This window comes from Rhizobium sp. 01N48, from assembly GCF_056399145.1.
In genome coordinates this window covers 244,972-264,532 of record NZ_JBFTQT010000003.1, presented here as the reverse complement: position 1 = coordinate 264,532, position 19,561 = coordinate 244,972, and the positions used below count along the sequence as shown (strand labels likewise).

Here is a 19,561-nt window from a genome sequence, read left to right as displayed (position 1 = left end):
CATGAAAAGTTCATTTATTTCGAGTTCGGCCATTCAAAACGCGATGCGACTGACCATTCGCCAGTCGCAGACCCAGCTCGTCAAGTCCTCGCTTGAGGCGACCACCGGCGTCTACGCCGATATCGGCGCCTCGCTTGGTTCCGGAGCTGCGAAGAGTGTCAATTTCAGCGCCGAGGTCACACGGATCAAGGCGCTGCAGGGCAGCAACTCGGTTGTATCAGGTCGCCTCGAAGCATCCCAGCTTGGTCTGACCAGCATGAAGACGGCGGGCGATGCGCTCGTCTCGAAGCTGACGGCGCTGCAGGGCAGCCAGGACAACACCAGCATCACCGTTGCCATGCAGTCGGCGGGAGACGCGCTGTCGTCGCTGATGGATACCGGCAACTCGATGCTCAACGGCGAATATCTCTTCTCCGGCATCAATACCGACATCCAGCCGCTGACCGATCAGACGGATGCCGCAACCGACGCGATCCAGAAGAATCTCGACGCCTGGGCAAGCAGCCTCGGCAAGACCAAGTCCGAGCTGACCGGCGACGAGATGGACACGTTCATCTCCAACTTCGTCGAGCCGATGTTCTCGCAGGATACGCTGAACGCGACCTCGACGCCGCTGCCGTTCCCGCCGGTTGGCGTCGGCACGCCCACGCCGCCGCTGGCTTACGTGACGCCGCCGGCATGGGCCGACTGGTCGAGCGCGTCCAACCAGAACATGACGAGCCGGATCAGCAACTCCGAGACCGTCACGTCCTCGACCAATTCGAACTCCGAAGGCATGCGCTACTTCGCGCTCGCGTCCATCACCGTCTCCGCGCTCGCCGGCACCGGCCTCAGTGGCGATGCGCTGGCGATGACCACGTCGAAGGCAATCGGCTACGCCGCGCAGGGCACGACCGGCATCGTCACCCAGGCGAGCCAGCTCGGTCTGTCGCAGGAGCGCGTCACGAAGGCCAACGATGCCCTCGATGCGCAGTCCAGCATCATTCAGAACAAGCTCGTCGACCTTCAGGGCGTCGATCAGTCGGAAGCGTCCACACTGGTCAACACCCTGCAGACGCAGCTCGAAACCGCATACACGATCGTTTCAAAAATTCAGCAGTTGAGCCTCGTGAACTACCTCTGATGATCAGCGGTAGAAGTACAAGTACAAAGAAGGATGCATGAATGTATCAGTTCTCTTACGCCGAGGTCATGCAAGACTCGGTAGCCGATGCAAAGGAGCGGGAACGTCAAGTTCTCGACCGGTCCATCGAGCTGCTCGCGATTGCACGCGACAAAGAGAAGTATGGCCGTGAGGCTATCGATGCATTGTTTTACACCCGACGCGTTTGGGTGAGCTTTATCGAAGACCTCAAGCATCCGGACAATCAGCTCGAAGTTCAGTTGCGCGCCAATCTGATCTCGATCGCTATTTGGATCTTGAAAGAAAGCGACCGGATCCGGAAACGGCAGTCGACCAACTTTCAAGGCATTATTGACGTTACCACCATCATCAGGGATGGACTTAAATGAAAAGCACGCTTCGTATCTCGCTAAAAGCCGGGGAAAAGATCTTCATCAACGGTGCGGTTTTGCGCGTCGATCGCAAGGTCGCGCTGGAATTCCTGAATGATGTAACGTTCCTTCTGGAAAACCACGTTCTCCAGCCGGAAGACGCGACAACGCCTCTGCGCCAGCTCTACTTCATCGCGCAGATGATCCTGATCAACCCTGAGGGCAAGGATCAGTCGACGGCAATGTTCCGCAAGTCGGTGACGATGCTTCTGACCTGCTTCAAGAACGAGGAAGTTCTGGCCGAGCTGAAGCGCATCGACGGTCTGGTTTCGACCGGTCGCGCCTTCGACGCCCTGAAGGCCATCCGCGGTCTCTACGTTATCGAAGACAACATTCTGAACAACCAGGAAATGCACCCTGCAATGGTTGAGCAGATTCGCAAGGAGATCGCACCATGGCGGTAGGCGCAACCGGTTCCGCGACATCGACGCAGAACACCTCATCGACGACGTCTACTGCCCAGCAGAAGGCGACGCTCAATTACGATAACTTCCTGCAGCTCCTCATCGCTCAGATGAAGAACCAGGATCCGACGGAACCGGTCGATGCCAGCCAGCAGATGGCGCAGCTCGCCAGCTTCTCGCAGGTCGAGCAGACGATCCAGACCAACACTAAGCTGGACACGCTTCTGGCGAGCTCGAGCCTCACGCAGGCCAGCAGCTACGTCGGCAAGTACATGACCAGCGCCGATGGCACCGTCGCCGGCACCGTCGATTCGGTAAAAGTGTATTCCGACGGAATTATCGCGACGACCACCGATGGGAAGAGTATTCTCGTCCAGGCGGGAATCACTGTCGCGGATCAGGCGCCCAAGTCGCCCACGACCGGCAGCTGATCGACAAGAAACTGAACGACGGTCCGGCCGGGTTTCGGACGGACCGAAAGGCGATATGAGGTTGCCTGGATGAATGAAGCTGACGCACTCGATCTGTTCCAGGCGGCGATCTGGACGGTTCTCGTTTCCGCCGGGCCGGCCGTGGCCGCGGCGATGATCGTCGGTCTCGTCATCGCGCTGTTCCAGGCGCTGACCCAGGTCCAGGAAGCAACGCTCACTTTCGTTCCGAAGATCGTCGCGGTTCTGGTGACCATCGGCATCTCTGCTCCCTTCGTCGGCTCGCAGATTTCGATCTTCACCAATCTCGTCTTCTCGCGCATCCAGTCCGGCTTCTGAGCCACCCTCGCGCAAGCTTCGCCATTTAATTATCGATGCGAATTCTGGGCATCATGCCCGTACATCTCATGACGAGACGGAATCGATATGGCGCAACCACCCGCACTCCCCCTTCCGAAAGCCGGCCCCAGCCTGCGTGACGTTGGCTTTGCCCTTGGCATCGTCGTCATCATCTGCGTACTCTTCCTGCCGATCCCGCCGTTCCTCATCGATATGGGCTTGGCGTTCTCGATCGCGCTGTCCGTGCTGATCCTGATGGTGGCGCTGTGGATCCAGAAGCCGCTCGAATTCTCGTCCTTCCCGACCATTCTGCTGATCGCCACGATGACGCGTCTATCGCTGAACATCGCGACGACCCGCGTCATTCTCTCGCACGGCAACGAAGGCCACGATGCGGCGGGCGGCGTCATCGCCGGCTTCGCCAGCCTCGTGATGTCGGGCGACTTCGTGATCGGTCTGATCGTCTTCCTGATCCTGATCACCATCAACTTCATCGTCATCACCAAGGGCGCCACCCGTATCGCGGAAGTCGGCGCCCGCTTCACCCTCGACGCCATCCCCGGCAAGCAGATGTCGATCGACGCCGACCTGTCGGCGGGTATCATCGACGAGCGCGAGGCGCAGCGCCGGCGTAAGGAACTGGAAGAGGAAAGCTCCTTCTTCGGTGCCATGGACGGTGCGTCCAAGTTCGTGCGCGGCGACGCCATCGCCGGCCTCCTGATCACCGCCATCAACGTCTTCGGCGGCATCATCATCGGCTACTTCCGCCACGGCATGCCGATCGGCGAAGCGGCCGACGTCTTCGTCAAGCTTTCCGTGGGCGACGGCCTGGTCTCGCAGATGCCGGCCCTCATCATCTCGCTGGCCGCCGGCCTTCTCGTTTCGCGCGGCGGCACGGTCGGCTCGACCGACAAGGCCGTCGTCGATCAGCTGAGCGGCTATCCGCGCGCGCTGTCGGTCTCCGCCGTGCTGATGATCGTTCTCGGCCTCATGCCTGGCCTGCCGCTCATTCCGTTCATGTTCCTCGGTGGCGTTCTTGCCTTCGGCGCCTGGTTCATCCCGCGCCAGATCGATGCGGAAAACAAGATCCTGCGCGAGCAGGAAGAAAAGAAGGTCGTCGAGAACAAGGAACTGGAGAAGGATTCGGTCAAGTCCGTGCTGCGCACCTCGGAAATCGAGCTCGCACTCGGCAAGATGGTCTCCTCTCGCCTTCTCGGTGCCCACCAGGAACTCGCCTTCCGCGTCGGCAAGATGCGCAAGAAGTTCGCGACCCAGTACGGCTTCGTCGTTCCGGAAATCAAGGTCACGGACGATATCGCCATCACCGAGAAGTCCTACCAGATCCGTATCCACGGCACGACGGTCGCCTCCAACGAGCTGCGCGTCGGCGAAGTGCTGGTCGTGACCGGCTCCGGCCGCAAACCGCGCGTGCCGGGCGACGAGATCCGCGAACCCGCTTTCGGCATGCCTGCCGTCTCGGTGCTTGAGGCCTTCACGGAGGATCTGAAGCGCGAAGGCTTCCAGCCGATCGACAACGTCTCGGTCGTCCTGACGCACATGAGCGAAGTCATCCGCAACAACCTGCCGGCACTTCTCTCGTATAAGGACCTCAAGGTTCTGATCGATCGTCTCGATCCCGAGTACAAGAAGCTCGCCGACGAGATCTGCTCCTCGCACATGTCCTATTCGGGTCTGCAGGCCGTGCTGAAGTTGCTGCTTGCCGAGCGCGTCTCGATCCGTAACCTGCATCTCATTCTCGAAGCCGTGGCCGAACTGGCCCCGCATGTCCGCAAGACCGAGCAGATCGTCGAACATGTCCGCGTGCGCATGGCGCAGCAGCTCTGCGGCGACCTTGCCGACAACGGCGTGCTTCGCGTGCTCCGCCTCGGCAGCAAGTGGGACCTCGCTTTCCACCAGGCGCTGAAGCGTGACAATAAGGGCGAAGTCGTCGAATTCGACATCGATCCGCGCATGCTAGAAGAGTTCAGCGAGCAGGCGAGCAAAGTTATCCGTGAATTCATGGATCGCGGCCTGCCTTTCGCCCTTGTCACCTCGCCGGAAACACGGTCCTATGTGCGCATGATCATCGAACGCCTGTTCGCCACGCTCCCGGTTCTCTCGCATGTGGAACTGGCAAAGGGCATCGAGATAAAGATTCTAGGCTCTATTTCATGATAACTGACCCGCAAGGGACCGTGTTGGCGCTCTTTCTGATCTTCTGCAGGATCGGTGGCTGTGTGCTGACAATGCCGGGTTTTTCCTCGGCGCGTATCCCTTCGATCTTGCGGGTCTTCATCGCCGGCGCGCTGTCGCTGGCGATCATGCCGGTGCTCTGGGACACGGTCTATCCGGCCGTGCGCACCTCGAACGCCACCTATATCGGCTTCATCTTCAGCGAATCGCTGATCGGCGTGATGTTCGGCATGCTGGCCCGTCTCTATACGCTGGGCCTCCAGTTCGCCGCCAACATCGCCGCCATGATGATCGGTTACACCCAGCCGAGCGCCGCCGATATCTTCGAAGAAGGCCAGGAAAGCGCCATTTCGGGCTTCATCATCTTCGCCGGCATGATGATTCTCTTCATGATGGACTTCCATCACATCGTCTTCAGGGCGCTTATCGATTCCTACACGTCGATGCCGTTCGGCGGCGCCATGCAGATGCGCGCCACGCTGATCTCGTTCACCGACACGCTGTCGACGACCACATTCATCATGTTGCGGCTCGCGAGCCCGTTCCTGATCTACGGCCTGCTGTTCAACGTCGCGATCGGCTTCATCAACAAGCTGGCGCCGCAGATCCCTGTTTACTTCATCTCCACGCCTTACCTGCTGTTCGGCGGCCTCTTCCTGTTCTATTTCGCCGTCGCGGCGATGATCAGCCAGTTCGGCCAGTCCTTCACCGCCGTCTTCATGGGGCAGTAGGCGGATGGCGGAAAGGACGCGCTCGGACAAGCTCAAACGCCTCGTCGCCGTCCAGCGGCATCTCGAACAGATGGCGGAATTCGATCTCGCCGAAACGACGCGCCAGCGCGCCGAGGTCAGCGAAGAGATGGACAGCGTGATCCATGCGCTTGGCTCTATGGATCCTGTGCATCACGCCTTCTCGCAAGGCTATGCCGATCGTTTCAACCGGCTTGGCATCAAGGATAAGCAGTTGAACGGCATGCAGGAGGTTCACCAGATGCGCGTTCAGCAAGAGCGCGCCAAGGGAGACCGGCTGGAAGACGGCATGCGTGAAGCGCTCGAAGACGAGCGCCGCGAGGCCGATGACAACGCGGTCTATGATATCATCGATCAAAAATACGGTACACCAGCCTCCAGCAAGCTTCAAAAATCATAATCGCCTCGATCTGAAATCAAGAGGATTATGACGTGGCTATTTCACCTCCGAGTGATCTGGTGCTGGATGTTGTCAAGGCGGCCGACCCCATGGAGGTTCAGGCTGCTCAGGAGAAACTGAAGGCAAACCAGGCAGCATTCGCGGCCAATAGCCTTGCCGAAGCGGGCAAGGGCTTCACCTCGGCGGTGGATATTCTCGACCGCGCCTCCAACAAGGCAGGCCTCAGCGACGTCCAGAATCGCACCGGCAAGACGGAAGAAGTTCCCGAGACCTATCGCAAGTTCGAAGCGATGGTGCTGCAGAACTTCATCAAGAACATGCTGCCCAACGAGAGCGAAGACGTCTACGGCAAGGGCGCCACGGGCGACATCTGGAAGGGCATGATGGCCGAACAGCTCGGCAACACCATCGCCAAGGGCGATGGCATCGGCGTTGCCAAGCAGCTCTATCACGATGCCTTGAAGAAACAGGAAGGTAGGGTCGTCAACGCCACTACCGACAAGGATGACCGCAATGCCGCGGTCAGCATGATCAATGAAATACAGCGCCAGACGTTTGGCGTGACATCGACGGACAACAAGTCCGCAAACGACGCCTAAGGGAATCGAGGAGAACAATGGAAATAATCTCGAACGAATACCGTATCAAATCGGTTCTTGGACGCCTGGAAATGATCATCGACAACGAGAACACGCGTATCGGCAGCGACCCGCAGTTCGATCTCAAGGTGTCGAATGCCCACAAGAGCCGCTGCCTCTATGAGCTGTCTATGCTTTTCAGCGATACGGATCCCAAGGAACTCGCCGCCTCCCACCTTGAGCAGCTGCATGGCCTGAAGGAAAAGCTGGCGCTCAACGCCCGCCGCGTCGAGGCTCACCTCGAAGCCGTGCGCACGGTTGCCGATCTCCTGAAGAACGCGGTTCAGGATGCGGATGCCGACGGCACCTATTCCCAGGAACAGTTCCTGGCGCGTGAACACTGATGATTAAACTCGTTCTTACAGGCGTCTGGGTCTGCGTGATCACGCTGGCGGCGGTCTATATGTCGGTGCATCTGGCAACCGCGCCGGCGCCGGCCCCCGATCAGTCGAAGCAGAGCCTTGTCGAGCTTGTTAAGGGCGAGTCCATCACCATCCCTGTGGTCCACGATGGCGCCGTCAGCGGTTATTTCCTCGGGAAGATATCCTTCATGGTCAAGAAGGAAATGCTCAAGGGCGCGACCCTGCCGCTGACCGAGATGACCACCGACGAACTCTTCTCGCTGCTTGTCGGCAACAAGATGGTCGATATTTCGAATATGAAGGCATTCGATCCGAATGCCTTCCGCGACATGATCAAGAAAGACCTCAACACGCATCTGGGCGGCGAGTACATCGACCAGGTGCTGCTGGAGCAGCTCGACTATCTCTCCAAGGAAGAGGTCGCCGCCAACGCCTCCGGGCAGCCGAAGAAAACCGGCAAGCCTGTCAACGTCGTGCCGCCAGAGCCCGTCAAGGACCCGGCCGCCGGCGGTTGACGCCTGCTTATCGTCGCGGTGGCCTTATCACCGCGACCAGCCATCCGCGATGGTTAACAAATCCCTGATATCGCTACGCAAAGTCGACGGGTTTTCCTAAAGGTTGTTTGAGGGAGCCCTGTTATACCGTCCCGTGATGGGCCGACATGCGCGCCGCATTCCAGATTTGGAAGCCGGCGCCTGATCCCAGGCAGACCTCAGTGTTACCGGGATCTCCGAGCCATGAAGCATTATCGTCAGGAAGCGGGTATGAATCTGATCGCGAATTTCGCGGTCCTCGCCTCTCGTCGCGCCATTTTCGATCTGCCCGTCTGCGATCTCGGCTGGGATGACGCGCTCGTCTTCATCAACGAGCTCCTGTCCATGCCCGTCGGCCAGACGTCGATCTCCTTCGTCAACGCGCACAACATGCTCTTGGCGCTGCGCGATGAAGAGTATCGCGACATTCTCTCGCAGAACCTCGTCCTGCCCGATGGCATCGGCCTCAACATCGCCTCGCAGATCGCCCACGGATCGCCTTTCCCGGCCAATCTGAACGGCACCGATTTCGTGCCCGCGCTGCTGACCTTCATGGAACAGCCCCGCCGCATCGGCTTGATCGGTGGCACACGTGCCGTGGTCGAGCGCGCCGCGTCCAATTTCCGCCGGCATGCGCCCTGGCATGAATTCGTCGTCATCTCCGACGGCTTCTTCGACAAGAATGACCCCTCGGCCGTGATCGCCGAGATCGCGGCACAGGATCTCGACATCATCATCGTCGGCATGGGCACGCCCCTGCAGGAAAAGTGGGCGCACAAGCACATTCGCGCCGATCACGCGCGCCTGGTGCTGACCGTTGGCGCCCTGTTCGATTTCGTCTCCGGCTCGGTGCCGCGCGCGCCCAAGCTGGTGCGCTCGATGCGCCTGGAATGGGCCTATCGGCTCGTTCAGGAACCCGGCCGTCTCTGGCGCCGCTACGCGTTGGGCATCCCGGTCTTTCTCTATCACGTCGCCAAGGACCGCTTCAGCCGCCGCAAGGTGATCATGAAGCGCTCGGAAATCGGCGATACACGTCGAGATTGAGCGAAAATTAACCTTTTGTTTGCCAAGCCTGTTTAGGCTCGATTAACCACACGCGACTGCGATTGGTTCGATCGTTCCATGCACGAGACTTGGTGATGCGCGAAAATCATTCGAGACGTCCCACCCACTCATGGTCATCCCAGCCGAAGGATGAAGCCGGCTCGAACGGCTTTTCCAGCGGCCACTATCAGGACGAAATGGCCGTGCCGGAAGCCGAGCTCCTGCGGGTCATCGAACGCGCTCTCCAGGCGCAGCGAATGCCGGAACTTGAGCAACCCGCGCCGCAAGACACCACCGCACCTCTCGTCAGCCGCATCGAAACCATTCTCGGCAAAAGGCTCGAGGCCGCCAACGACGCCGCCACGGCGCCAAAGCCATCTATCGATGATGCTGCTCCGAGTACCGCCTTCGTCGGCGCTGCCGTCGACGCAACGGCGATGGATGACGCAGCGATGGACGACCTGATCGACGATCTGGCCGCACAGGAATTCCACGTCGAATCCACATCGCATCCGCCCGTCGAGCATCCACCGCTGGCATCCCCGCGCAGCGGCCGCTCGCTGATCGCAGCCGGCGCACTGTGCGCATTGGGCGCGCTTGGCGGAACGCTGATCCCGAGCGAGCCATCCGGCTTTCGGGCGCAGAGCCTGCTCGGCGTCGAAGGCCCGGCCAAGGATCATCGGGCGCTGGTCAGCGCCGCGCATGATGCACTGATCTCGCAGAAAACCATCGCCATGGCCGTCGCCAAGTTGCAGCTCGACCGCGACGTTGAGTTCGCCGGCGCCAGCGGCAGCGCGTTCAATGTCGTGGTCGATCTCCTCTCCGCGAGCGGTGCCGCCGCCGATCCCGTCTCGCGCGCCGAAGCGTCTCTCGCCGCCGCCATTCGCGCATCCGCCGATCCGAAATCGGGAACGGTCGGCTTCAGCGTCACGACGGCAAGTGCGGCAAAATCCGCGCGCATCGCATCCTATCTCGTCTCGACCGTCGCCCATCCGGTGTCGGCCGCAAGCGTCAACGACGGCGCGGTGAAAAAGGCAAGCGCGGTCGCCGACGCCGAGCTTGAGGCATTCACCAAGCAGAACGGCGAAGGCAATGTCGAGGTCGCAACCAGACTGCAGCAGCAGCTGGTGCAAGCCAACGAGACCTTGAAGGACGCACAGCAGAAGGTCATGACCGCAAAGACGCGCGCCGACCTGTTGAAGACTGCGACCGCAGACGATGCGCTGACCGGCGCGCTCGCCGCAGACATCACCTCGCCAGCGCTGGACGATCGCCGCGGCCGCTATGCCGTCGCCAAATCGACGCTCGCGCAGCTTGCCGCCAGCCTAGGCCCCCGGCATCCGCGTCTGATCGCCCAGCAGGCCGAAGTCGATGGCCTGCGCGCCAGTATCGGCCAGGAACTCGGCAGGCTGTCGCGCGATGCCGCCGACGAAGTCAAATCAACGGTCGCCGCCGGCAGGCAGCTTGGCGACCAGCGCAACACGCTGATCGCGCAAAGCCGCGACACCGGCGTCGATCTTGCCAAGCTGACGGAACTGCGTGAAAAATCCGCGGTCGCGCGCCAGCGTCTCGAAGATCAGCTCAGCACCGGCGCGATCGACACGGATGGCGCGCATGTGCAGGTCATCAAGGCGCCCGTGGTCACGGCCATCGAGCCGGGCCGCAGCCCGTGGCTCGCCCCAGCGCTCGGCGCGCTCGCCGGTCTTGCCTTCGGCCTTGCCGGTTTCCGCAGACGCGTGGATTCGGGCAATGCCATCGCGCATGTCGAGCCCGTTGCCGTGATCGAACCATTGGTCGATATCCCGCGAGTACCCGCGCCGGAGCCCTTGGCAGAAGGCACTCCCGACGAGGTCGAAACGCTGCGCGCCGAGATCGCCGCCATGCGCGATCGCCTGCGCTCCTACGCGGCGACGGCCTGATCGTCGCCCACCTGCGGCATGATTGTTCTTGCATTTCTCGTTTCAGGCAGGATAGGGCGTGGACAGGCAAATTGTGTCTGATGCCGCCGACTAGAATGGCGGGTAATGGCAGGGAGACGGTCTTGGCGACAGTAATCGACGGCAAACAGGTTGCAGCTTCGGTCATCGACACGGTGAAGGCGGCGACTGCGGCGTTGGACAAGCAGAGCGGCGTTCAGGCCGGTCTCGCGGTCATCATCGTCGGCGACGATCCGGCAAGCCACGCTTACGTAGGCTCCAAGAGCAAGATGGCCAAGGAATGCGGCTTCAAATCCGTGCAGCACACGCTGCCGGTCGAGACGACGCAGGAAGAACTGACCGCGCTGGTAGCCTCGCTGAACGCTGACGACACGATCCACGGCATCCTCGTGCAGCTGCCGCTGCCCAGGCACCTGAATTCCGAGCCGATCATCCAGTCGATCTTGCCCGAAAAGGATGTCGACGGTCTTCACGTCGTCAACGCCGGCAAGCTGGCGGTCGGCGATCTCGAGACCGGCCTCGTTTCCTGCACGCCGGCGGGCGCCATGGTCTTCGTGCGCCGCACCCACGGCGAGGATCTCTCCGGCCTCAACGCCGTCGTCGTCGGCCGTTCCAATCTGTTCGGCAAGCCGATGGCGCAGCTTCTGCTCAACGCCAACGCCACGGTCACCATCGCCCATTCGAGAACCAAGGATCTCCCTGCCGTTTGCCGCAACGCCGACATCCTCGTTGCCGCCGTCGGCCGTCCAGAGATGGTCAAGGCCGATTGGGTCAAGCGCGGCGCGACCGTCATCGACGTCGGCATCAACCGCATCGCAGCGCCAGAAAAGGGTGAGGGCAAGACGCGCCTCGTCGGCGATGTCGCCTTCGCAGAGGCCGCCGCAGTCGCGGATGTCATCACCCCGGTCCCGGGTGGCGTCGGCCCGATGACCATCGCCATGCTGATGGCCAATACTGTGATTGCGGCGCATCGCGCCGCCGGCCAGACACCGCCGAAGTTCTGATCCGGATAGACCTAGCGCGGCGCGGCGCCCGTCGATGCCCGCACGATCAGCTCCGTCTTCCACAATTCCTGTTCGGGGAAGGGGCCGTCCTGCTTGACGGTCCCGATCAGCCGCTCGGCGATCCGGACACCCGCCGCGCGCAGCGACGAGCGCGTCGTCGTCAGCGGCACGGAGAAATTCTCCGGCTTCAGATGCGGCAGCACGTCGTCATGGGCGATCAGCGAAATATCCTCGCCAAGCTTCAGCCCCGCTTGCGTCACCGCGCGGATGGCGCCGAGCGCCAGCACCGTGCTGGAACAGAGAATGGGCGTCGGTGGCTCCGATAGCTGCAGAAAGCGCTCCATCGCGAATTGTCCGTGCTCGTCGGTCATCGACATGTGGCTGGTGCAGTTTTCGGGCAGCTCCAGTCCGCGCTCGGCGAGCGCAGAGACCACGCCCTTCTTGCGCCGGATCGCGAAATCCAGATGCTCCGGCCCGTTCAGCAGGCAGAAGCGGGTATGCCCGAGCTGCAGCAACAGCCGCGTCGCATCGTAGAAGGCGCCCTCATTGTCGATGTCGAGATAGGGGTAATCCGGCTCGATCCCAAACGAGCGGCCATGCACGAGAAACGGCATGGAAAGCGATTTCAGGAGCGGCAGCCGGGGGTCGTGCCCGCGCATATAGGCGACGAACAGCGCATCGACATTGCCGCTGATCGCGAGCCGCCTCAGCGCGCCCACCTCGTCGTCGGGATCGGCCGGCATGATCACGAAATGAAAGTCGTGCCTTACCGCTTCCTCGCCAAGCCCGGTCAGGAATTCGCCGAAATGCACGTCGGAATAATGCCCGGGCGCGGTGGGCATGACGAGGCCGATCGAGCCCGCCTTGCCGGTCGCCAGCCGTTGGGCCGCCTTGTTGGGACGATAGCCGGTTTCCTGCACGGCGCGCAGCACGCGCTCTCGTGTCGCCTCGTTGACCTCGGGATAGCCGTTCAGCGCACGGCTCACCGTCGTCTGGGACAGGCCCAGCATTTCCGATAGCTGTTTCAGATTCACGTGTTAAACTTCCTCCAACGCCTTGGAGGTCATGTCTCCCAAATGGCATCCAAAGCGCTTTTAGCAATGTAGCAGCTGCGCAGCTTGACTCAAGAAAAATCGCTCCATATTGCCCCATAGGCGTTGCTGCATTGCGATATCGCAGGGCCCAAAGCTGGGTTTTGCGAATTGCCTTGACTCTTTTATGCCGAAAGTGAAATGAGTTCGTTGTCAAAGCGCTTTGGAATTTCGGTTGCAGGGCGTGATTGGGATTGTGATGGGAGGTTGATCACATGAAAAAGTCATTTTTGATGGGCGTTGCCGTGGCAGCGCTTCTGGCCGGCGGCGCGTCGGCGGCCGATCTGAAATTCGCGCCGGGCGAGGACGCCAAGTTCAACTGGAAGAGCTACGATGACTTCAAGGCGGCCAGTGCCGACCTGAAGGGCCAGGAGCTGACGATCTTCGGGCCGTGGCGCGGCGAGGACGAGACGCTATTCCGCAGCATTCTCGCCTACTTCACCGAGGCGACCGGCATCGACGCCAAGTATTCGTCCTCGGAAAACTACGAGCAGCAGATCGTCATCGATACCCAGGCCGGTTCGCCGCCGAATATCGCGATCCTGCCGCAGCCGGGCCTTCTCGCCGATCTCGCCAGCAAGGGCTTCCTGGCGCCGCTCGGCGATGAGAATTCCAAGTGGATCAAGGACAATTACGGCGCCGGCGACAGCTGGGTCGGCTACGGCACCTACAAGGGCAAGGACGGCAAGGACGCCTTCTTCGCTTTCCCCTACAAGGCCGACGTGAAGTCGCTGGTCTGGTACGTGCCTGAAAACTTCAAGGAAGCGGGTTACAAGGTCCCGACCACGATGGAAGAGCTGCAGGCTCTGTCCGAGCAGATCGTCAAGGACGGCGGCGTTCCGTGGTGCATCGGTCTCGGTTCCGGCGGTGCCACCGGCTGGCCGGCAACCGACTGGATCGAAGACCTGATGCTGCGCATGCAGCCGCCGGAAGCCTACGACAAGTGGACCACCAACGAACTGAAGTTCGATGATCCCGCAGTCGTTTCGGTCATCGACGAGTTCGGCAAGTTCGCCAAGAACGAGGCTTATGTCGATGGTGGCGTGAAGGCCGTGGCCTCGACCGACTTCCGCGACAGCCCGAAGGGCCTCTTCGCCGTGCCGCCGAAGTGCTACATGCACCACCAGGCGTCCTTCATCCCGTCCTTCTTCCCTGAAGGCACGAAGATGGGCCAGGATGCGGACTTCTTCTACATGCCGACCTTTGCCTCGCATCCCGAACTCGGCAAGCCGGTTCTGGGCGCCGGCACGCTGGTCACCATCGCCAAGGACTCCAAGCCCGCTCGCGCCTTCGTGGAATTCCTGAAGACGCCGATCGCGCATGAAGTCTGGATGGCGCAGTCGAGCTTCCTGACTCCGTACAAGGGCGTCAACACGGCCGCCTATGCCAACGAGCAGATGAAGCGCGAAGGCGAAATCCTGACCACGGCAACGACGTTCCGCTTCGACGGTTCCGACCTGATGCCCGGCAAGATCGGCGCCGGCGCTTTCTGGACCGGCATGGTTGATTTCGTCGGCGGCAAGTCCGCTCAGGATACCGCCAAGGAAATCCAGAGCGCCTGGGACGGCATCAAGTAACATCGCCTGAGCTCCATGCCGCCTGATTAGGCGGCATGGATGAAAATGCCTGGCCGGACGCCGTCACAAGCGCCGGCCATCGCCGCCTCTTGCGTCCGATGCAAGCGGCCATTGGGCGGCGTGATTTCAAAAAGACGTAGGCATCAGGGGAGGGATGAATGCTATCGCAGCTGGTTTCCGCTTTGGGGGTCGTGGTCGTCGCCGTATTCGCATGCGCGGCCTATTTCTATTTCTCGAACAAGCTCCTGGACATGGCGCTTCCGGTGAGGGACGGCGACATTCGCGCCGCCTCGCAGAACCTCAACCGCCGCTCTGTCATAAGGCCGTGGCTGTTCCTGTTCCCGGCGCTCTTCCTGCTGGTCGTCTATCTCGTCTATCCCGTGGTCGCGACCGTGATCCTGTCCTTCTACGATCGCTCCGGGGCTGAGTTCGTCGGCTTCAGCAATTACCAGTGGGCCCTCGGTGACCGCGAGTTCCGCCAGTCGATCTTCAACAACATCCTCTGGCTCGCCGTCGTACCCGCCGCCTGCACCTTCTTCGGCCTCGTCATCGCCGTCATGACCGACCGCATCTGGTGGGGAAATATCGCGAAAAGCATCGTCTTCATGCCGATGGCGATCTCCTTCGTCGGCGCCTCCGTCATCTGGAAGTTCATCTACGAATATCGCGGCGGCAACGCCACGCAGATCGGCTTGCTCAACGCCATCGTCCAGCTCTTCGGCGGCACGCCGCAGGTGCGGATCTCGGTGCCTTTCTGGAACAGCTTTTTCCTGATGATCATCCTCATCTGGATCCAGACCGGCTTTGCCATGGTCATCCTATCGGCGGCGCTGCGCGGCATTCCGGAAGAGACCATCGAGGCGGCCGTCATCGATGGCGCCAATGGCTGGCAGATCTTCTGGCGCATCATGGTTCCGCAGGTCTGGGGCACGATCGCCGTCGTCTGGACCACCATCACCATCCTCGTGCTGAAGGTCTTCGATATCGTGCTCACCATGACCAACGGTCAGTGGGACACGATGGTCCTTGCCAATCTCATGTTCAACTGGATGTTCCGGGGCGGCGGCGACAGCGGCCGAAGTGCGGTCATCGCGCTGATCATCATGCTGGCCGTCACGCCGATCATGGTGTGGAACGTCCGCCGCGCCAATCGCGAAATGGGAGGCAAGTGAGATGACCCTGACCCGCGATTTCTTGAAGATCGGCCCGGCCCGCCTGTTCGTCCACGCAGCCGTTCTCCTGATCGTCATCATCTGGCTGATCCCGACGCTCGGCATCTTCGTCAGCGCGCTGCGCGACAAGGATCAGATCGTCGTCTCCGGCTGGTGGACGGCCTTCTCCGGCTCGTCGCGCACCGTCGCCGCCCGTCTCGGCCAAGTCGACCAGCAGAAGCAGGATGGCCCCGCTTACGTCATCTCAGGCAATGTGCTGGAGGGCCAGGAGGGGCGCTCGATCAATGCCTTCGGCACCCGCGTCGCCCAACCATCGGCCTACAAGGCCGGCGAGACCGCCGATCTCGGCGATGGCCTCTCGCTCACCGTCAACGAAGACGGCACCTACCGCTACGCCAAGAACGCCGCCTTCGGCCCGGATGACGGCGGCCGCCGTGTCTATGTCTCGGTCGCCACGCCGCCGGAGTTCACGCTGCAGAACTACCGCACGGTGCTGACGGGCGAGGGGATCGGCCAGTCCTTCATCAACTCGCTGACGGTCACGATCCCGGCCACGATCATCCCGATCCTGATCGCCGCCTTCGCAGCATACGCGCTGAGCTGGATGGAATTCCCTGGCCGCGCGCTCCTGATCGCGCTGGTCGTCGGCCTCATCGTCGTGCCGCTGCAGATGTCGCTGATCCCGCTTCTGAGGCTCTACAATCAGGTCGGCATGCTGCTCGATACGCCGTCCAAGACCTATCCCGGCATCTGGTTGGCGCACACCGCCTTCGGCATGCCGCTCGCCATCTATCTCCTGCGATCCTACATCGCGGGTCTGCCCAAGGAGATCATCGAATCCGCCCGCGTCGATGGCGCCAGCGATTTCGAGATCTTCACCCGCATCGTTTTGCCCTTGTCCTTCCCGGCACTCGCCTCCTTCTCGATCTTCCAGTTCCTCTGGGTCTGGAACGATCTGCTCGTCGCCATGGTCTTCCTCGGCACCGACAGGGATCACCTCGTGCTGACGGGTGCGCTCAACGCGCTGCTCGGCTCGCGCGGCGGCAACTGGGAAATCCTGACGGCCTCGGCCTTCATCACGATTATAGTACCGCTGCTCGTCTTCTTCGCATTGCAGCGCTATCTCGTGCGTGGTCTGCTCTCGGGTTCGGTCAAGGGCGGCTAGTCATTTCCTAACAAGGCAATATCCAACAGGACCACATATGAGCATGGCATCTCAATCCAACCTGACGGCGGACAAGGACTGGTGGCGCGGCGCGGTGATCTACCAGATCTATCCGCGCTCCTACCAGGACAGCAACGGCGACGGCATCGGCGATCTCAAGGGCATCACCGCGAGATTGCCGCATGTGGCCGCCCTTGGCGCCGACGCCATCTGGATTTCACCCTTCTTCACCTCGCCGATGCGCGATTTCGGCTATGACGTCTCCGACTACGAGAACGTCGACTCGATCTTCGGCACGCTGGTTGATTTCGATTCCCTGATCGCCGAAGCCCACCGCCTCGGCATCCGCGTGATGATCGATCTCGTCATCTCGCACTCGTCGGATCAGCATCCCTGGTTCGTCGAAAGCCGTTCCAGCCGCACCAACGCCAAGGCCGACTGGTACGTCTGGAGCGACTCGAAGCCCGATGGCACCCCGCCCAACAACTGGCTGTCGATCTTCGGCGGCTCCGCCTGGGCGTGGGATCCGACCCGCATGCAATATTACATGCACAACTTCCTGACCTCACAGCCGGATCTCAACCTGCATAACCCTGAGGTTCAGAACCGTCTGCTCGATGTCGTCCGCTTCTGGCTGAAGCGCGGCGTCGACGGCTTCCGCCTCGACACCATCAACTTCTATTTCCACGACAAGGAATTGCGCGACAACCCGGCCTTGGCGCCCGAGCGGCGTAACGCCTCGACGGCGCCGGCTGTGAACCCCTACAATTTCCAGGAACACATCTACGACAAGAACCGCCCGGAGAATATCGCCTTCCTGAAGCGCTTCCGCGCTGTGCTAGAGGAGTTTCAGGATATCGCCGCTGTCGGCGAAGTCGGCGATAGCCAGCGCGGTCTCGAGATCGTCGGCGAATACACGTCGGGCGATGACAAGATGCACATGTGCTACGCCTTCGAGTTCCTGTCGCCGGATCCGCTGTCGCCCGAGCGCATCGAAGACGTGATGAACGATTTCGCCGCCGCCGCCCCCGATGGCTGGGCCTGCTGGGCGCTCTCCAACCACGATGTCGTGCGCCATGTGACCCGCTGGGGCTCGCTCGTTGCCGATCGCGACGCCTTCGCCAAGCAATATGCGGCGATGCTGATGACCATGCGCGGTTCCGTCTGCCTCTATCAGGGCGAGGAGCTCGGCCTGACGGAAGCTGACCTTGCCTACGAGGACCTGCAGGACCCCTACGGCATCCAGTTCTGGCCGGAGTTCAAGGGCCGCGATGGCTGCCGCACGCCAATGGTCTGGGACAGCCAGGTCGCCCAGGGTGGCTTCTCGACCGTCAAGCCGTGGCTGCCGGTTCCCGTCGAACATATCCTGCGCGCCGTCAGCGTTCAGCAGGGCGACGAGACCTCGGTGCTGGAGCACTATCGCCGCTTCATCGCCTTCCGCAAGCAGTATCCGGCCTTCGCCAAGGGCGAGATCAAGTTCATGGAGCCGCAGGGCGACATGCTGGTCTTCCAGCGCGAATACGGCAACGAAAAGCTGCTCTGCGTTTTCAACATGAGCGCGACCGAAGCCTTGGTTGCTCTACCTGAAGGCAACTGGCAGGCGTTGACGGGCCATGGTTTCGTCAGCAATAACTATGGCGACAAGATCGATATACCCGCCTGGGGCGCGTATTTCGCTCGGCTCGCCTAGAGACTTCTGGAGGAGGAGAACTCGATGACTGGACTGACACTCAAGGACATTCGCAAATCCTACGGTGCCGTGGACGTGCTCCATGGCATCGATCTTGATATCAAGGAGGGCGAATTCGTTGTGTTCGTCGGTCCGTCGGGCTGCGGCAAGTCCACCCTGCTGCGCATGATCGCCGGCCTGGAGAACATCACCGGCGGCGACATGTATATCGACGGCCAGCTGGTCAACGACGTTCCGCCTTCCAAGCGCGGCATCGCCATGGTGTTCCAGTCCTATGCGCTCTACCCGCATATGACCGTCTACGACAACATGGCCTTCGGGATGAAGATCGCCGGCGAGAACAAGCAGGAAATCGATCGTCGCGTGCGCGCGGCGGCCGAAAGCCTTCAGTTGACCGCCTATCTCGATCGCCTGCCCAAGGCGCTCTCGGGCGGCCAGCGCCAGCGCGTCGCCATCGGTCGCGCCATCTGCCGCAACCCGAAGGTCTTCCTCTTCGACGAGCCGTTGTCGAACCTCGACGCGGCACTGCGCGTCGCCACCCGCATCGAGATCGCCCGCCTCAACGAGCAGATGGCCGACACGACCATGATCTATGTCACCCACGACCAGGTCGAGGCGATGACGCTGGCCGATCGCATCGTGGTGCTGTCCGCCGGCAATATCGAACAGGTCGGCGCGCCGCTGGAGCTCTATGAGCGTCCTGCCAATCTCTTCGTCGCCAAGTTCATCGGCTCGCCCGCAATGAACGTTATCCCCGCCACCGTCACGGAAGCCGGCAACACGACCACGGTGACGCTGACGGGCGGCAAGTCTGTCGCGCTCGATATCCCGACCGCTGCGTCCGAAAAGGGCAAGACCGCCAGCTTCGGCGTTCGCCCCGAAGACCTGCGCGTCGCCGGCCCAACCGACGACTACCTCTTCGAAGGTGAAGTCTCGATCGTCGAAGCGCTCGGCGAGGTGACGCTGCTCTATATCGAGGGCCTCGTTCAGAACGAGCCGATCATCGTCAAGCTGCCCGGCATCTATGATGTGAAGCGCGGCCAGAAGATGCATTTCTCGGCCGAACGCTCGAAACTGCACCTCTTCGATGCGGAAGGCCGCACCTATCGCAAGTAAGTTGTAAATCGCTCCCGGGCCGTGTGAATAATGCGGCCCGGCGCTATGCTGTTCGAACCTTCTGTTAAAGATCGCTTGGTAGTCTTTCCTCATTACATACTTAGAGGATTACGACAGTGGCGACACCGAGCCCCCAGTCATCAGGCCATTTTCTAAACAAGGAAG

At 61.3% G+C, this 19,561-nt stretch carries 20 protein-coding genes; 19 read left to right on the top strand and 1 reads right to left on the bottom strand.

The annotated features are described in order from the left end of the window. Window position 1: 1 nt before the first annotated feature. From AC1DOG_RS07665 to folD, 14 genes are all read left to right on the top strand, one after another. Window positions 2–1,123 carry a flagellar hook-associated family protein gene (locus tag AC1DOG_RS07665; RefSeq protein WP_113009934.1) on the top strand — a complete coding sequence of 374 codons (1,122 nt, stop codon included), beginning with the start codon at window positions 2–4 and terminating at the stop codon, window positions 1,121–1,123. A gap of 41 nt (window positions 1,124–1,164) precedes the next feature. Next, window positions 1,165–1,512, top strand: coding sequence for a flagellar biosynthesis regulator FlaF (gene flaF, locus AC1DOG_RS07660; RefSeq protein WP_112429030.1), 348 nt, complete (start codon window positions 1,165–1,167; stop codon window positions 1,510–1,512). Beyond that, entirely contained in the window at window positions 1,509–1,958 is a 450-nt protein-coding gene (gene flbT / locus AC1DOG_RS07655) for a flagellar biosynthesis repressor FlbT (RefSeq protein WP_018898450.1), read from the top strand. The genes flaF and flbT overlap by 4 nt, the downstream gene beginning before the upstream one ends. Then, window positions 1,949–2,389: a flagellar hook assembly protein FlgD gene (gene flgD / locus AC1DOG_RS07650; RefSeq protein WP_113196460.1), complete on the top strand. Its 441-nt coding sequence runs from the start codon at window positions 1,949–1,951 to the stop codon at window positions 2,387–2,389. The genes flbT and flgD overlap by 10 nt, the downstream gene beginning before the upstream one ends. Window positions 2,390–2,458: 69 nt before the next feature. Continuing rightward, window positions 2,459–2,725: a flagellar biosynthesis protein FliQ gene (fliQ, locus tag AC1DOG_RS07645; protein ID WP_018898452.1), complete on the top strand. Its 267-nt coding sequence runs from the start codon at window positions 2,459–2,461 to the stop codon at window positions 2,723–2,725. 87 nt (window positions 2,726–2,812) lie between these two features. After that, window positions 2,813–4,900 carry a flagellar biosynthesis protein FlhA gene (flhA, locus tag AC1DOG_RS07640; RefSeq protein WP_477927276.1) on the top strand — a complete coding sequence of 696 codons (2,088 nt, stop codon included), beginning with the start codon at window positions 2,813–2,815 and terminating at the stop codon, window positions 4,898–4,900. Then, a complete protein-coding gene (fliR, locus tag AC1DOG_RS07635) occupies window positions 4,897–5,649 on the top strand; it encodes a flagellar biosynthetic protein FliR (RefSeq protein ID WP_113009936.1) in 753 nt (250 codons plus the stop codon). Before flhA ends, fliR begins: the two co-directional genes overlap by 4 nt. Window positions 5,650–5,653: 4 nt before the next feature. Then, complete coding sequence (locus tag AC1DOG_RS07630) at window positions 5,654–6,067, top strand: hypothetical protein (RefSeq protein WP_289728680.1); 414 nt, start codon at window positions 5,654–5,656, stop codon at window positions 6,065–6,067. Window positions 6,068–6,099: 32 nt separating this feature from the next. After that, window positions 6,100–6,666 (top strand): rod-binding protein, encoded by a 567-nt coding sequence (locus tag AC1DOG_RS07625; protein WP_113196458.1) that lies wholly within the window; start codon window positions 6,100–6,102, stop codon window positions 6,664–6,666. A 17-nt stretch (window positions 6,667–6,683) separates the two neighbouring features. Then, window positions 6,684–7,049 (top strand): hypothetical protein, encoded by a 366-nt coding sequence (locus tag AC1DOG_RS07620; RefSeq protein ID WP_018898457.1) that lies wholly within the window; start codon window positions 6,684–6,686, stop codon window positions 7,047–7,049. Continuing rightward, complete coding sequence (locus AC1DOG_RS07615; protein WP_477927275.1) at window positions 7,049–7,582, top strand: hypothetical protein; 534 nt, start codon at window positions 7,049–7,051, stop codon at window positions 7,580–7,582. The genes AC1DOG_RS07620 and AC1DOG_RS07615 overlap by 1 nt, the downstream gene beginning before the upstream one ends. Window positions 7,583–7,831: 249 nt before the next feature. Next, on the top strand, window positions 7,832–8,644 hold the full coding sequence (locus tag AC1DOG_RS07610) for a WecB/TagA/CpsF family glycosyltransferase (protein ID WP_477927274.1): 813 nt from the start codon (window positions 7,832–7,834) through the stop codon (window positions 8,642–8,644). 95 nt (window positions 8,645–8,739) lie between these two features. Continuing rightward, the gene (locus AC1DOG_RS07605; RefSeq protein ID WP_477927273.1) at window positions 8,740–10,563 is read left to right on the top strand and encodes a GumC domain-containing protein; all 1,824 of its coding nucleotides are present in this window, start codon (window positions 8,740–8,742) and stop codon (window positions 10,561–10,563) included. A 122-nt stretch (window positions 10,564–10,685) separates the two neighbouring features. After that, a complete protein-coding gene (gene folD / locus AC1DOG_RS07600; protein WP_477927272.1) occupies window positions 10,686–11,585 on the top strand; it encodes a bifunctional methylenetetrahydrofolate dehydrogenase/methenyltetrahydrofolate cyclohydrolase FolD in 900 nt (299 codons plus the stop codon). An 11-nt stretch (window positions 11,586–11,596) separates the two neighbouring features. Here folD and AC1DOG_RS07595 read toward each other — a convergent pair whose 3' ends face one another. After that, window positions 11,597–12,619 carry a LacI family DNA-binding transcriptional regulator gene (locus AC1DOG_RS07595; protein ID WP_477927271.1) on the bottom strand — a complete coding sequence of 341 codons (1,023 nt, stop codon included), beginning with the start codon at window positions 12,617–12,619 and terminating at the stop codon, window positions 11,597–11,599. Window positions 12,620–12,891: 272 nt separating this feature from the next. On the opposite strand from AC1DOG_RS07595, the gene AC1DOG_RS07590 reads away from it, so the two are divergent. The 5 genes from AC1DOG_RS07590 (at window position 12,892) to AC1DOG_RS07570 (ending at window position 19,396) form a co-directional block, all read left to right on the top strand. Further along, complete coding sequence (locus AC1DOG_RS07590; protein WP_477927270.1) at window positions 12,892–14,253, top strand: ABC transporter substrate-binding protein; 1,362 nt, start codon at window positions 12,892–12,894, stop codon at window positions 14,251–14,253. Between the two features lie 158 nt (window positions 14,254–14,411). Next, on the top strand, window positions 14,412–15,425 hold the full coding sequence (locus AC1DOG_RS07585) for a carbohydrate ABC transporter permease (protein WP_477927269.1): 1,014 nt from the start codon (window positions 14,412–14,414) through the stop codon (window positions 15,423–15,425). Between the two features lies 1 nt (window position 15,426). After that, entirely contained in the window at window positions 15,427–16,590 is a 1,164-nt protein-coding gene (locus AC1DOG_RS07580) for an ABC transporter permease subunit (protein ID WP_477927268.1), read from the top strand. A gap of 37 nt (window positions 16,591–16,627) precedes the next feature. Beyond that, the gene (gene bglA / locus AC1DOG_RS07575) at window positions 16,628–18,280 is read left to right on the top strand and encodes a beta-galactosidase BglA (RefSeq protein WP_477927267.1); all 1,653 of its coding nucleotides are present in this window, start codon (window positions 16,628–16,630) and stop codon (window positions 18,278–18,280) included. Window positions 18,281–18,304: 24 nt separating this feature from the next. Further along, complete coding sequence (locus tag AC1DOG_RS07570; RefSeq protein ID WP_477927266.1) at window positions 18,305–19,396, top strand: ABC transporter ATP-binding protein; 1,092 nt, start codon at window positions 18,305–18,307, stop codon at window positions 19,394–19,396. The last annotated feature ends 165 nt before the right edge of the window (window positions 19,397–19,561 follow it).